Raw genomic sequence first — 12,956 nt, forward strand, 5'->3', positions numbered from 1 at the left:
ATGGAGAAAAGTATGTTCATACGCAACACGTGGTACGTCGCAGCCTGGGCCAAAGACATCGTCGATCAGCCCACGGCACGCCGTATCTGTAATGAGCCCATCGTTTTGTTCCGCAACAAGCAAGGCCTGGTCGGCGCACTAGAAGATAAGTGCCCGCATCGAGGGGCACCGCTTTCCAAAGGCGTCGTCACCGAAACCGGCATTGAGTGCGGCTACCACGGCATGGTCATGGACTGTTCCGGTGCCTGTGTTCATATTCCTGGACAAGAACGTATTCCCACCAGTGCCCGCGTACGGAGTTACCCCGTCGTCGAAAAAGACGAATTTATCTGGCTTTGGATAGGTGACGCTGAAAAAGCCGACCCAAGCACCATCGTTGACTACCCCTTCAACAACGACTATCAGAACTGGCCGCATAAACTGGGCTACTACCACATCAAGGCCGATTACAAATTATTGGTCGACAACTTGATGGATCTGACACATTTAGGCTATGTACACAAAACCACCATTGGTGGTGACCCAAACACGCACGTCAATGCGCACATGAAAACCCTCGCTACCCCCCGAGGCGTCAAGATAGTGCGGCACATGCCTAACTGCATGCCGCCTCCCACCTATGCCGCAGCCGTCTCTTTCGAGGGACGTGTCGATCGCTGGCAGGAGTTCGAGTTCGTGCCTCCCGGCCACGTGATTCAATGGAGCGGTGCGGTCGATACGGGCCAAGACGCGCTGGAGCATCCGGAAGCCAGGCAAGGCGGCTTTGCCTTGCGCGTTTTTCATACTGCCACCCCGGAAACAGAAAGTAGCTGCCACTACTTCTGGTCTATCGCCAACGGCTATCGGCAGAATGACCCCAGCGCTACCGAACACCTCTACCAAGATGTCTCCACAGCCTTCCGCGAAGATCAGGACATGATAGAGGCGCAACAGCTTCGTCTTGACGAACTGGGCGAAGAAGACCTGGTATCCATCGTTCATGACAGCGGACGGATTCAGATGCGCAGAGCGATTAATGCCTTGATCGCCGATACCCAGGCGTCAGTCTAAGCGTACCAAAGCAAAACGAGCAGGCTACTTCTATCAGCAGCCTGCTCGTTTTTGTGCTTAAAACGCTTACATCGCTTGGGCCTGACCCGTTACGTCGCCATCGCCCTTAACCTCGGGAAAGCGTGCAAACTCCACGTTTTTGAGTTGACCGCCCACACGCTCGACACGACGGATGTATTCCGTTTGTACGACGTCGCGGGTTTCGGGGTCGATAAGCACAGGGCCGCGTGGACTATTAATGGTCATACCTTTCAATATTGCCATGGCCTTGTCGCCGTCTATTTCCCCGTTCAAAGCCTTGCTCACCTGGAAGATGGCATCCATGCCGTCGTAGCCGCCTACTGTCATGAAGTTGGCCTGGCCCGCATCGGGGTTCACCTCGGCAAAGGCCTTGAGGAACTTCTCGTTCTCGGGAGAATTATGATCGACCGAGTAATGGAAAGCCGTGATGACCCCCAAGACCTCATCACCCATGGAAGGCAACACATGATCATCCGTCACGTCGCCGGGGCCTATGACTTTAATCCCTAAGTCAGCCAAACCTCGTGACTGGTAATTCTTCATGAAGCCTATGCTTTGCTCGCCTGCTGGCACGAAAACAAAAACAGCGTCAGGCTTGATGTCTCTGATTCTCTGTATAAATGGCCCGAAATCTGGGCTGTTCAAGGGCGTGCGGATGGATTCCACCACTTCGCCCCCGCCACGGGTATAGGTCTTTTTAAATGCGGCTTCGGCATCTAAGCCAGGGCCATAGTCGGCCACCAGGGTCACGACTTTTTTGATGCCTTCATTGGCTGCCCACTGGCCTATGACTCCAGACCCCTGGGCAGTGGCAAGCGACACACGCGCAATGTATTGCGACTTATCAACGATGGAAAGGGTTGCCGCATTCATGATGATCAGCGGTGTTTTAGAGCGCTCGGCTATTGGCGCGGATGCCAAAGCTTCGGGTGTCAGCCCATAACCGGCCAAGAAATCGACTTGGTCGCGATTGACCAGTTCTTGCGAAAGCCTACGAGCAATCTCGGGTCCTGCACCGCCGGTGTCGCGACGAATAATCTCAATTTTTTTGCCCGCGACCTCATCACCATTCAAGTGAAAGTAGGCCTTGATACCGGCATACATTTGCGCTCCATACTGAGCAAAAGGCCCGGAGAATGGTGCGACCAGCCCAACCTTGATGGTTTCTCCTGCACCTGCCAGGCCAGCAAAGCCAAGCAGTGAAGCCGCTGAGACAGCTGTAATCAGTTTACGTAAGAGCATGAGGAAGTCTCCTTTTAATAATGAAATCCTGGCCGCTGATGAACCTAGACCTTCCATTAGAAGACTTAGATTTCCATAAGGGAAATTTAAATAGCTTATCAATTAAGAAGTTTTTAATATGGATTACCTGCTTAGGCTTAGGAGGGGACACTGGCCGTGAAAACGTTGAGGAAACTTTCCATCGCCTCTGCCTGGGCACGCCCACGTTTGGTAATGCAGTAAAAACTCAAGGGTGGCTGTGAGTCTGGCAGGCGGGTCATCGTCACCCCATAACGAACACAAGCACTTTGAGCATAGGAAGGTACGATGGCCGTCCCCATCCCCGCTGCCACCATGGCTATCAAAGTTTCAAAGTTCCGGAAAGTCTGCCGCTCCTCGTGATCCCGCCCTATTGCCGCCAACCTGGTTTCTATCGCCTGCTGAACCTGATTGTCAGGGGGCAGGCTGATAAGTGGCGCGTCCGCAATGGCAGCCCATGTCGTACGCGGACCGCGACTGCGCTTGGCCTTTTTGCCGACACGAATGGCATCTTCATCTTCCTGCGTGCCGGTCGTGTCAGGGGCTCCATCCGGCTTAGCGGTAATCCACATCAAGCCGTACTCAAACAAGGGTGTCAGCTCTACCCCCGAAACACTTTTGAAGAACGCACCTAAGCCAAAATCCAGTTCGCCTGCCTCAACAAGCTGCTGTACATGCATGGGGTCAGCATCAACGAACTTGAGCGTGACATCAGCACGCAATTGGCGAAATGCCTGACAAGCCTGAGGCAAAATATTCGTGGATACGAGTGGCGTTACCCCTATACGCAAAGTGCGGCGCGTCTGGGCACTCAGATGGCCCAGTTGTTGGGCGCTCTCTTCCAACTCCTGAACCACTCTTTTGGCCACCGGCAGAAACTGCTCACCAGCCCCCGTCAAGGTCACGAATCGCGTCGTTCTATCGAAAAGTCGGGTGTCCAGTTGAGTTTCAAGCTCTCGCATCATGATGCTTAGGCCCGCTTGCGTCACATGCATCTGTTCTGCCGCACGCGTGAAACTGCCAAGGCGTGCGACTAAAAGAAAGGCCTTAAGTTGGCGAAAGCTCAGATTGATATTCATAATTTATCAATACATTTTATTTTCAAATTTCAATAATACTTCTCCCGCGGGTCTAATACTTTTCTCTGACGCAACTCAGCGAGAAACGTATGTCCAAAGCATGTGAAGTCCTTATTATCGGCGCCGGCATTGGTGGCCTGACATTGGCCCTGGCCTTGCATAAGGCGGGTATTTCCAGCCGCGTCTATGAAGCCGCCCCCGAGATCAAACCGCTGGGCGCAGGGGTGAACCTGTTACCCCATGCGGTGCGCGTACTCGACGAGTTGGGCATGCAGCAAGCGTTAGCCGATGCAGCCGTTACGACGCAAGAGTCGATCTTCTTCAACCAATTCGGGCAATTTGTATTCCGCGAGCCAGCCGGCTTGCAAGCCGGCTATGGGTGGCCGCAGTTTTCCATTCACCGTGGCGATCTGCAGAACAGTCTGCTGAACGCTGTAGTGCAGCGAATGGGGGCCGATGCTGTTCAGTTAGGCATGCGCTGTACCCACGTGGGTCAAGATGATACCGGCGCGACAGTCCAATTTGAAATGACGGACGGTACCAAGCAAAGCGTTAGGGCTGCGCTGGTGATTGGCTGTGACGGCATACACTCGGCTGTTCGCAAACAGTTCTACCCTGGCGAGGGTAAGCCCCGCTATTCCGGCGTCAATATGTGGCGCGGTACCACCGTCCTGAAGCCGTTTCTTTCTGGGGCCAGCATGGTGCGCGCAGGTTGGTTGTCGGTAGGGAAGATGGTGATTTATCCCATACGCAACAACGTTGACGGCCAAGGCAATCAATTGGTCAACTGGGTAGCCGAAATCGAATCGCCCCAGCCCGCCGAGCGCGACTGGACAGGACGCGGACGCTTGGAGGATTTTTTCCCTGCCTTCGCGGATTGGCATTTCGACTGGCTAGATGTGGCCGGCATGATAGAACAAACACAAACCATCTTGGAATACCCTATGGTGGATCAAGACCCACTACCCAAGTGGAGCTTTGGCCGCGTGAGTTTGCTCGGAGACGCTGCTCACCCCATGGTGCCCAGAGGATCCAACGGGGCAGGCCAAGCCATATTGGATTGCAGTTGTCTAGCGGAACAACTGCAACAACACGGCATTACCGAAAAAGCGCTGCTCGAGTACGATCGCATTCGGGTCAAGGCAACCGGCGAGGTCGTACTGATGAATCGGGTTGCACCCCCAGACACCATATTGAAGGAAGTTCACGAGCGCACCCAGGGGCAACCCTTCAGTTGCCTGGACGACGTGATTTCGCAGTCTGAACTCGCCGATATTTCCAACCGCTACAAGCAAGTCGCCGGGATCAAAGTCGAAGACCTGCAAAAAATCTGAACGGAACGCCTATTTCATGAATACTGCCAAACACTACATCAATGGACGCTGGCTTGAGTCGGTCGAGGGGCAAGCCAAAATCGGTATGGTACTGAACCCTGCCACCTCAGAACACGTAGTCAACTTCTGCGACGGCACCGCAAGCGAAGCCGGCGCCGCCGTAACTGCCGCCAGAGCCGCCTTCGAAGACTCGTCCTGGGCTCATTCGCCGCGCATACGTGCAGACGTGCTGTTCGACTTTGCCATCCGCCTAGAACAACGCAAGGACGAAATCGCCGACCTGATTGTGACTGTCAATGGAAAGTTGCGGCGAGAAGCAATGGGCGAGATTATGGCGGGGGTCTCAGAGCTGAAGTACTACGCCGGTCTTGCGCGCAACCTATTTGGCCGCACACTTGAAGTAGAACCCGATTGCTACGCCTCGCTCGATCGCGAGCCTTCAGGCGTGGCAGCCATTATTTTGCCCTGGAATGCGCCGGTCACCTTATTGGTGCGCTCCCTGGCCCCGGCTTTGGCGGCAGGTTGCTCCGTCGTCATTAAACCTGCCCACCAAACCGCCCTGGTCAACAATCTGGTGCTTGAATGCATCACCGACGACGCGCGCGTGCCGGCCGGTATCATCAATTCCGTGATCGAATCGGGAACCGCCGTCTCCAGCTTTTTGTGCGAATCAACGGATGTCGATGTCATCAGCTTCACCGGTTCTACACGTGTAGGCAAGCTGATTGCACAGAGCACCGCCTCAACCCTTAAACGTTTATCTCTGGAATTAGGCGGCAAAGCTCCTGCCGTGGTGTTTGCCGACTGCAATATCGATGCCACCGTGGCCGGTGTTGTCGCTGGCAGCATGGTGATGGCTGGACAACAGTGCACCGCTATTGCCCGTGTGTTGGTAGAGGCTGCTATCTACGACGAGTTCAGCCAACGCCTGACCCAAGCCCTCAAGAATCTGCAGCCCGGTTTTGGCAATGACCCTCAAGCCGGCATGGGCTGCCTTATCGATATCGCGAATCGCGATCGCATCGCCGCTTTGCTTGAACAAGCCGCGCAAACCGAGCGCGTGTTGCTTAAGGGTGAAATACCAGGCGGGGCTTTGGCAAACGGCGCCTTCATCGCCCCTAGCCTGATTGAGGTGCAAGACCTGAACTCCAGCTTTATTCAGCAAGAGCTGTTCGGCCCTTTACTTATCATCGAACGTTTCACCGACGAGGCAGAAGCCCTGCATCGCAGCAATGCCACACGTTATAGCCTGGCGGCAAGCGTCTGGACCCAAAATGCCGGCCGCGCCAAGAAGATGGCGGCTAAGCTGAAGTTCGGTACGGTGTGGCACAACACCCACAACCGTTTGTTTGCCGAAGCCGAAACCGGTGGCTATGGCGACAGTGGTTACGGCAAACTGCATGGTCTGGAAGGCATGAATGACTTCATGCAGACCAAGCATTTCTACTTTGAAACTCGTTAATCCCGGTTCGGAAGCCTCGCTATGCAGATAACAGCCGCCCTTTCTCGTGTCGCAGGCCAAGACCTCACGCTAGAGACATTAGCGTTGGGCCCTTTACGCGACGACGAAGTTTTGGTGCGCGTGGTCGCCACAGGTATCTGCCACACCGACATTGGCATGCGCGACTCACCATCGCGTATTCCAAGGCCTATGGTGCTGGGTCACGAAGGCGCCGGGGTAGTCGTCAGCACGGGCAAGGCTGTCAACCGCATTCAAGCGGGCGACCATGTCGTCATGAGCTTTGATACTTGCGGCACTTGCCATAGCTGCGTAAGCGGGAAAGTAGCGTATTGCAGCCACTTGGGGGCCTACAATTTCGCAGGTCAGCGATTGGACGGCAGTACCGCGCTGAGCGTGGGCCAAGAAGCCGTACACAGTCATTTCTTCGGGCAGTCTTCCTTTGCGACACATGCTGTTTGCCACGAACGCAATGCCGTCGTCGTTGACGCCGACCTGCCGCTTGAGCTACTGGGACCACTGGGCTGCGGCTTCCAGACGGGCGCGGGCGCCGTGCTCAACTCGCTGGGCGTAAGTGCCGGCCAAACCCTGGCCGTTTTAGGAACAGGCGCAGTCGGCCTTGCTGCAGTGATGGCCGCGCGTATTGCCGGTGCTACGACCTTGGTCGCGGTAGATACCAATAATGCCCGCTTGGAACTGGCTACCGAGTTAGGCGCTACCCACGTGATCAATGGCGCACGAGAAGAGGTCTTTACCAGGCTACGCGCTATTGTTCCTCAGGGCGTGAACTTTGCCTTGGACACGACCGGCAATCTAGACCTTATCCGCCAAGCTACGCAAAACCTGGCGCCGCTGGGTGTTTGTGGGCTGATCAACACAGCCCGGGGCGCCGATCTTAGCGCCAATATCTTGAGCCTGGTCTTGGGTGGCCATTCCGTACGCGGTATACACCAAGGCGACAGCGACCCCCAACGTTTCATTCCAGAACTCATCTCACTGTATCGCCAAGGCCGCTTCCCCTTCGATCGTTTATTAAGTTTCTACGAACTGGCTGACATCAACGTCGCTCTGAGCGATATGCATGAGGGCCGCAGCATCAAACCCGTGATCCGCATGCCCACCTGAAACCGCGCTACGCAAGGCATGAAACCTGGGCTTTGAAGCATAATTACAATCTGTGTTCTCTTACACCTAGCCCAAAATGCCGCATATCGTCGTTGAATATACACCCAATCTAACCGACCTTCCTTTTGACAGTATGTTGGCGGCCGTGACGCGTCGCCTTTCGGAAAGCCCGGAGGTCGAGGACGAAGCCGACCTAAAAGCCCGCGTGATTTGTGCCGATAGGTTTCGCGTCGGGCTGGCTGACAGTCAGCGCGGCTTTATTCATGTCATCGTACGAATACTTGAGGGGCGCAGCGAGCAAGCCAAGCAAGATTTCAGCCAACGCGTCGCAGACGGCATGCTAGAACACATGCCGACCTTTGCCGACGACATGACGGTGCATCTCAGCGTCGAAGTCGTGGATATGCATCGCGGCAGCTATCGCAAGTTCAAGCTTAGCTGACACTGAAAAACAGTGCCCGCAGGTGCCTGGGTTTCTATGCAGGGCCAGCCGTAGAAAACGTGTTTTTACAATCTACGTAAAATACTTGCTTGCCGGCATGCCGCCTATGCCGTTTTCTTTGTGCCATCCCCATGACTTTCACCCAAAAACTTAATACCGCTTGGCAAAGCCAACAATCCTTGCTAATGGTGGGCCTGGATCCAGACGCTGCGCGTCTGCCAGCCTCACTGCAAGGCAAGCCCGACGCCATCTACCAGTTTTGTACGGCAATCGTCGACGCTACCGCGCCCTACGTCTGTGGCTTCAAACCTCAAATTGCCTACTTCGCCGCGTTGCGCGCAGAAGAGCAACTCGAGGCCATTTGCCAATACATTCTTAAGCACCATCCCCATCTGCCTTTGGTGCTAGACGCCAAGCGCGGCGATATCGGCTCTACCGCCGAGCAATACGCGCGTGAAGCGTTCGAACGCTATGGTGCCGACGCTGTCACGCTTAGTCCCTACCTGGGCTTCGAGTCAGTGCAACCGTATTTGTCTTGGAAAGACAAAGGGGTCGTACTGCTTTGCCGTACTTCCAACCCTGGCAGTGCTGCTTTGCAGATGATTGAAGACGCAAAGGGCGAACCCCTGTACTTGCGCGTGGCCAGCATGGTCGCCCAAGAATGGAATGCCGATGGGCAATGTGCCTTAGTGGTGGGTGCCACGTATCCGGAAGAGTTGGCCAAGGTTCGTGCCCGTGTCGGCGATATGCCTTTACTGGTGCCAGGCATCGGTGCCCAGGGCGGCGATATCCCAGCTACCGTCAAGGCGGGCTCTGATAGCCAAGGCATGGGCATGATGATTAATTCCTCGCGTGCGATTCTGTATGCTCGCAAGGGGGATGATTGGGCGCACGCTTCTGCCGAGGCGGCTCGTGAAACCCGCGATGCCATTAACGCTGCACGAGCTGCACTCGCCTCTGACTAACGCACTTCAGCGAGGGTCCAGCACCTGCAAGGCACGCTGAACCACAAAGCGTACACACGCCAGGCGTACCGCCTGGCGGTCACCCTCGAATACATGTGTTTCAGCACGAGTTGTCCAGCCGGAACGGGTACGGGTGGCAAAGCCAAAACACACCATGCCCACAGGTTTACCAGGCGTTGCCCCACCCGGCCCCGCTATACCTGTCGTTGACACAGCGAAATGAGCCGCTTCACAGACTGACAGGGCACCTGCCGCCATTTCCATGGCGGTTTCTTCGCTGACTGCCCCAAAACGTTCCAGCGTATCGGGATGCACGCCCAAAGCCTGCATTTTGGCGGCATTGCTGTAAACGACGTAGCCCCGTTCAAACCAAGCGCTGGAACCAGGAATATCGGTCAGCGTAGCGGCCAACAAGCCGCCGGTGCAAGACTCGGCACAAGCCATCATCCAGCCTTGGCTCATCATGAAATCACCCAGTGCAGACGCATCGGGCAAACTGTAGGCGGCGCGAGTCATAGCGATACTCCCAATCGTGTCAGGATAGCAATGGCCAAGAGGGTATAGCCAGCTGCCAGAATGTCGTCCCACATGACACCCAGCCCATTCTTGAGGCGGGCATCAAAATACGCAATGGGCGGCGGCTTGACGATATCGAAGAAACGAAACAACACAAAGGCTATGGCCTGCATGGCCAAGCTTTCGGGTATGAGCCATAAGACCAACCAAAAGGCCACCATTTCGTCCCACACCATACCGCTGTGGTCGGCACGCCCCATGGCTTTGCCGGTTAGCTGACAGATCCAGCATCCATACGCAAAGAACCAGGCCAGCAACAAACCCATGACGAGATCGGAGAGATTCGTCCAGGCCAGCACCCAGATGCCCCACGCCAGCAAGGTGCCCCAGGTGCCGGGCCCAGGCTTGATCAGGCCACTACCGAACCCGAATGCAAACCAGCGGGCGGGCGACGCCATGACCCAACGCCAGTTGGGTTCTTGCACAACATCGCTGGTATTGGTTTGCGTGGGTTTCATGGGGTTTCGCTAGAAAAATGGTCGTAGCCGCCTTTAGGCAGCCGAATCGGGCTTCCATCCTCATCCAGCACAAGCAGGCTGCTTTGAGCGGTGATTTCTCCCACCCGTGCCAACGGTACACCCTGCTGCACACCGAGTGCCGCTATGGCGTCACGATGCGCCCTAGGCGCCATGAAACACAGTTGATAGACTTCACCACCTGCCAATACACATTCATATTGGATGCCGGCAGGCAAACCCGCAAGCGCCGGATGCTTAGGAAGCTGTGCGTATTGCAGTTGAGCACCACACGCACTAGCCTGCAGTACATGACTTAAGTCTTGCAATAAGCCGTCGGAGATATCCAGGCCGGCATGCGCCCACTGGATAAGATCTTGCGCCAATTGCCAAGGCGGCATGGGCTGCTCAAGGGCAGCTTGGACTTCGGGTAGGCGCGCATGCCATTCGGGCCAAGCGCCTGCGGACAGCTGCCACGCCAAGTGCGCGCCGCCCAGGTGACCGCTTACCCAAATGTCATCACCGGCTTGTGCGGCATTGCGCCGCAAAGCCTGACCTGCGGGCACAGTGCCCAGTACGGTAACGCTGATTTGTATGCCGCCATTGCTGCGCGTGGTGTCGCCACCGACCAAGGCGCAGCCGGTTTGCGCGGCGTATTGCAAAAAACCTTTGGAGAACGCTTGCAGCCAGTTTTCATCTAGCTTGGGCAGGGCCAAGCCTAGCAGGCAAGCTTCGGGGCGAGCGCCCATTGCAGCCAAATCGGAAATATTGACCGCCAGGGCCTTGTGACCCAAATGCTGGGGATTGGCGTCTGCCGCAAAATGCCGGCCTTGCAACAACAGATCGGTACTGGTGACCCACTGCCGACCCGGCCGCAGTGGCAGCATGGCGCAATCGTCGCCCACGCCAAGAAAACCCTCCGGCGCAGCCGGCGAAAAATACTTGGCGATGAGGCTGAATTCGCCACCCAAGGGATTAGGCCCGCGTACCTGCCTGGACTTCAGGGGCACGTACCTCGGCGGCGAGTTTGTCTAGCACGCCGTTGACGAACTTGAAGCCATCGGTGCCACCAAAAGACTTGGCCAATTCGACCGCCTCGTTGATGGCCACCTTGTAGGGGACTTCGACATGGTGTACCAGCTCGTAGCTGCCGATGAGCAAAATGGCATGCTCTACGGGGGAAAGCTCGTCTATGGTGCGGTCTAGATGCGGGGTGAACTGCTCGCGCAACGAAACCGCCTCTCGGGGCACGCCGTACAGCAGTGTTTTGAACCACGCCACGTCGGCTTCGGAAAACTCTTCGTCGTCGCGGATATGGGCATCAATGACCCCCATATCATCGGCATCGTCACGGCGGATCAGCCAGGCATAAATACCTTGCAGGGCAAACTCGCGCGCCCGGCGCCGGGCGCTGCGCCCATTTGGGCGCGCGCCGGTGGGGGCGGGCAATTTAGTCTTCGTCGTCGTCATATTCTTCATCTTCGTCGTCATCGCTTTCGGGTTCCAGCGCGACGAGCAGGTTGGCCATTTCGATGGCCGTTTGTGCGCAATCACGCCCCTTGTGGGCAGCGCGAGACATGGCTTGTTCTTCGGTTTCAGTGGTGAGCACCCCGTTGGCCACAGGGATACCCGTTTCGAGCGCCACCCGGCTGATCGCCGCAGCGCTTTCGTTGCTGACGACCTCGAAGTGATAGGTTTCACCGCGCACGACAGCGCCCAAAGCGATAAGGGCGTCGAACTCGAAGGTTTCGGCCATTTGAGCCAGTGTCACACCGAGTTCGAGCGCACCGGGCACGGAAACAACCATGACGTCACGCTCGTCTACGCCCAATCTGGCTAGCTCGGTCAGGCAGCCCTCGAGCTCGGCCATGCCGATTTCTTCGTTGAAACGGGCGCGGACAATACCAATGTGCAAGCCTTCACCGTTAAGGTCAGGCAGCATAGTGTATGGGTTCATAGGACGTCTTCCTTTCGAGAGGTGGGCGGGGGTTCGCTATCGTAACCTGTAATGGTCAAGGAAAAGCCCGTCATGCTGGGCATTTTGCGCGGCTTGGCCAGCAAACGAGCCTTGCCTACGTTTTGGTCGCGCAGGATCTGGGCGCCTATGCCATAAGTGCGCAAATCGAAGCGGCTACCGGTATTTTTTGTGGTGTCGGGCTGATTGCCCCAAGCGGCAAACTGCTCGAACAGCACGTCTGCCCCACCGCCACAGTTAAGCAACACCATAATGCCCGAAGGCGCCTGGGCAATCGCCTTCATGGCGCTGGAGAGCGTCCAGCTGTGGCCGGTAGTGTCGTTGGAAAGCGCGTCGAGCACCGTAGTGGGCTCGTGCACCCGCACCAAGGCTTCGACATCGGGTTGGATGTCGCCGTGAATGAGCGCCAGGTGCGGCGCCCCAGCCGCCAGATCGCGGTAAGCCACGGCTTTGAACACCCCCCATGGGGTAGACAAGGTGCGCTCGCTGAGGCGCTCGACCATGGATTCGTGTTCGCTACGGTACTGGATAAGATCGGCAATGGTGCCTATCTTGATGTCATGCTCGCGCGCGAATTTTTTGAGGTTGGGCAGGCGCGCCATGGTGCCGTCGGGGTTCAGAATTTCGCAAATGACGGCAGCAGGCGTAAGGCCGGCAAGTTCGGTTAAATCGCAGCCCGCTTCGGTGTGGCCGGCTCGAACCAACACCCCCCCGCGAACGGCCTGAACGGGAAAAATGTGGCCCGGCTGAACCAGGTCGCTGGGCTTGGCATCGCGAGCCACGGCCACCTGAATCGTGCGCGCCCGATCGGCTGCTGAAATGCCGGTTTCCACGCCTTCAGCCGCTTCGATGGACTGAGTGAAGTTGGTGCCAAAGCGCGCACCATTACGTGACGCCATTAAAGGCAGATCGAGCTGACGGCAACGCGCTTCGGTAAGCGTCAGGCAAACCAGGCCACGCGCATGCGTAACCATGAAATTGATGGCCTCGGGCGTAACGTATTCGGCTGCCATAAGCAGGTCGCCTTCGTTTTCGCGGTCTTCTTCGTCGACCAAGATCACCATGCGCCCGGCGCGCAGTTCGGCGACGATTTCGGGAACGCTGGCAATGCCGACTTCTGGGTGCTGTTCGGCCTCGGCCGCAACGGATAAGTTCATTTGGAGTGGAACCTTTGCTCTAGACTTTCACATTGTACCGCCGGCCAGACTGCAAAGT

At 56.6% G+C, this 12,956-nt stretch carries 14 protein-coding genes; 6 read left to right on the forward strand and 8 right to left on the reverse strand.

Going from position 1 to position 12,956, the window contains the following annotated elements:
* Positions 1-12: 12 nt before the first annotated feature.
* A complete protein-coding gene (locus H0484_RS06670; protein WP_226953771.1) occupies positions 13-1,050 on the forward strand; it encodes an aromatic ring-hydroxylating dioxygenase subunit alpha in 1,038 nt (345 codons plus the stop codon).
* A 66-nt stretch (positions 1,051-1,116) separates the two neighbouring features.
* Here H0484_RS06670 and H0484_RS06675 read toward each other — a convergent pair whose 3' ends face one another.
* Positions 1,117-2,313: an ABC transporter substrate-binding protein gene (locus H0484_RS06675; protein WP_226953772.1), complete on the reverse strand. Its 1,197-nt coding sequence runs from the start codon at positions 2,311-2,313 to the stop codon at positions 1,117-1,119.
* Between the two features lie 137 nt (positions 2,314-2,450).
* Positions 2,451-3,410, reverse strand: a complete 960-nt coding sequence (locus H0484_RS06680; RefSeq protein WP_226953773.1) for a LysR family transcriptional regulator — start codon at positions 3,408-3,410, stop codon at positions 2,451-2,453.
* 89 nt (positions 3,411-3,499) lie between these two features.
* On the opposite strand from H0484_RS06680, the gene H0484_RS06685 reads away from it, so the two are divergent.
* The 5 genes from H0484_RS06685 (at position 3,500) to pyrF (ending at position 8,735) form a co-directional block, all read left to right on the forward strand.
* The gene (locus H0484_RS06685; protein ID WP_226953774.1) at positions 3,500-4,744 is read left to right on the forward strand and encodes a flavin-dependent oxidoreductase; all 1,245 of its coding nucleotides are present in this window, start codon (positions 3,500-3,502) and stop codon (positions 4,742-4,744) included.
* A gap of 16 nt (positions 4,745-4,760) precedes the next feature.
* Positions 4,761-6,206 (forward strand): aldehyde dehydrogenase family protein, encoded by a 1,446-nt coding sequence (locus H0484_RS06690; RefSeq protein WP_226953775.1) that lies wholly within the window; start codon positions 4,761-4,763, stop codon positions 6,204-6,206.
* Positions 6,207-6,227: 21 nt separating this feature from the next.
* Positions 6,228-7,328, forward strand: coding sequence for an NAD(P)-dependent alcohol dehydrogenase (locus H0484_RS06695; RefSeq protein WP_226953776.1), 1,101 nt, complete (start codon positions 6,228-6,230; stop codon positions 7,326-7,328).
* A 76-nt stretch (positions 7,329-7,404) separates the two neighbouring features.
* On the forward strand, positions 7,405-7,770 hold the full coding sequence (locus H0484_RS06700) for a 5-carboxymethyl-2-hydroxymuconate Delta-isomerase (RefSeq protein WP_226953777.1): 366 nt from the start codon (positions 7,405-7,407) through the stop codon (positions 7,768-7,770).
* A gap of 131 nt (positions 7,771-7,901) precedes the next feature.
* The gene (pyrF, locus tag H0484_RS06705; RefSeq protein ID WP_226953778.1) at positions 7,902-8,735 is read left to right on the forward strand and encodes an orotidine-5'-phosphate decarboxylase; all 834 of its coding nucleotides are present in this window, start codon (positions 7,902-7,904) and stop codon (positions 8,733-8,735) included.
* Positions 8,736-8,741: 6 nt separating this feature from the next.
* Here pyrF and H0484_RS06710 read toward each other — a convergent pair whose 3' ends face one another.
* Genes H0484_RS06710 through ribBA form a run of 6 tightly spaced genes read right to left on the reverse strand, consistent with a single transcriptional unit; the run spans position 8,742 to position 12,898 of the window.
* Positions 8,742-9,251 (reverse strand): CinA family protein, encoded by a 510-nt coding sequence (locus H0484_RS06710; protein WP_226953779.1) that lies wholly within the window; start codon positions 9,249-9,251, stop codon positions 8,742-8,744.
* Entirely contained in the window at positions 9,248-9,769 is a 522-nt protein-coding gene (locus H0484_RS06715; protein ID WP_390624820.1) for a phosphatidylglycerophosphatase A family protein, read from the reverse strand. The genes H0484_RS06710 and H0484_RS06715 overlap by 4 nt, the downstream gene beginning before the upstream one ends.
* Positions 9,766-10,737, reverse strand: a complete 972-nt coding sequence (gene thiL / locus H0484_RS06720) for a thiamine-phosphate kinase (protein WP_226954118.1) — start codon at positions 10,735-10,737, stop codon at positions 9,766-9,768. The genes H0484_RS06715 and thiL overlap by 4 nt, the downstream gene beginning before the upstream one ends.
* 4 nt (positions 10,738-10,741) lie before the next feature.
* Positions 10,742-11,236 carry a transcription antitermination factor NusB gene (gene nusB, locus H0484_RS06725; protein WP_226953780.1) on the reverse strand — a complete coding sequence of 165 codons (495 nt, stop codon included), beginning with the start codon at positions 11,234-11,236 and terminating at the stop codon, positions 10,742-10,744.
* On the reverse strand, positions 11,217-11,723 hold the full coding sequence (gene ribH / locus H0484_RS06730) for a 6,7-dimethyl-8-ribityllumazine synthase (RefSeq protein WP_226953781.1): 507 nt from the start codon (positions 11,721-11,723) through the stop codon (positions 11,217-11,219). Before ribH ends, nusB begins: the two co-directional genes overlap by 20 nt.
* Positions 11,720-12,898 (reverse strand): bifunctional 3,4-dihydroxy-2-butanone-4-phosphate synthase/GTP cyclohydrolase II, encoded by a 1,179-nt coding sequence (gene ribBA / locus H0484_RS06735; protein ID WP_226953782.1) that lies wholly within the window; start codon positions 12,896-12,898, stop codon positions 11,720-11,722. The genes ribH and ribBA overlap by 4 nt, the downstream gene beginning before the upstream one ends.
* Positions 12,899-12,956 lie beyond the last annotated feature (58 nt).

Source organism: Mesopusillimonas faecipullorum, assembly GCF_020539505.1.
Taxonomy (GTDB): Bacteria; Pseudomonadota; Gammaproteobacteria; order Burkholderiales; family Burkholderiaceae_B; genus Mesopusillimonas; species Mesopusillimonas faecipullorum.

Coding starts and splice junctions, on each gene's coding strand:
- nusB (WP_226953780.1), bottom strand. CDS start 11,236: ATGACGACGACGAAGACTAAATTGCCCGCCCCCACCGGCGCGCGCCCA.
- H0484_RS06710 (WP_226953779.1), bottom strand. CDS start 9,251: ATGACTCGCGCCGCCTACAGTTTGCCCGATGCGTCTGCACTGGGTGAT.
- H0484_RS06670 (WP_226953771.1), top strand. CDS start 13: ATGTTCATACGCAACACGTGGTACGTCGCAGCCTGGGCCAAAGACATC.
- H0484_RS06680 (WP_226953773.1), bottom strand. CDS start 3,410: ATGAATATCAATCTGAGCTTTCGCCAACTTAAGGCCTTTCTTTTAGTC.
- ribH (WP_226953781.1), bottom strand. CDS start 11,723: ATGAACCCATACACTATGCTGCCTGACCTTAACGGTGAAGGCTTGCAC.
- H0484_RS06685 (WP_226953774.1), top strand. CDS start 3,500: ATGTCCAAAGCATGTGAAGTCCTTATTATCGGCGCCGGCATTGGTGGC.
- H0484_RS06695 (WP_226953776.1), top strand. CDS start 6,228: ATGCAGATAACAGCCGCCCTTTCTCGTGTCGCAGGCCAAGACCTCACG.
- H0484_RS06700 (WP_226953777.1), top strand. CDS start 7,405: ATGCCGCATATCGTCGTTGAATATACACCCAATCTAACCGACCTTCCT.
- ribBA (WP_226953782.1), bottom strand. CDS start 12,898: ATGAACTTATCCGTTGCGGCCGAGGCCGAACAGCACCCAGAAGTCGGC.
- pyrF (WP_226953778.1), top strand. CDS start 7,902: ATGACTTTCACCCAAAAACTTAATACCGCTTGGCAAAGCCAACAATCC.
- H0484_RS06715 (WP_390624820.1), bottom strand. CDS start 9,769: ATGAAACCCACGCAAACCAATACCAGCGATGTTGTGCAAGAACCCAAC.
- H0484_RS06675 (WP_226953772.1), bottom strand. CDS start 2,313: ATGCTCTTACGTAAACTGATTACAGCTGTCTCAGCGGCTTCACTGCTT.
- H0484_RS06690 (WP_226953775.1), top strand. CDS start 4,761: ATGAATACTGCCAAACACTACATCAATGGACGCTGGCTTGAGTCGGTC.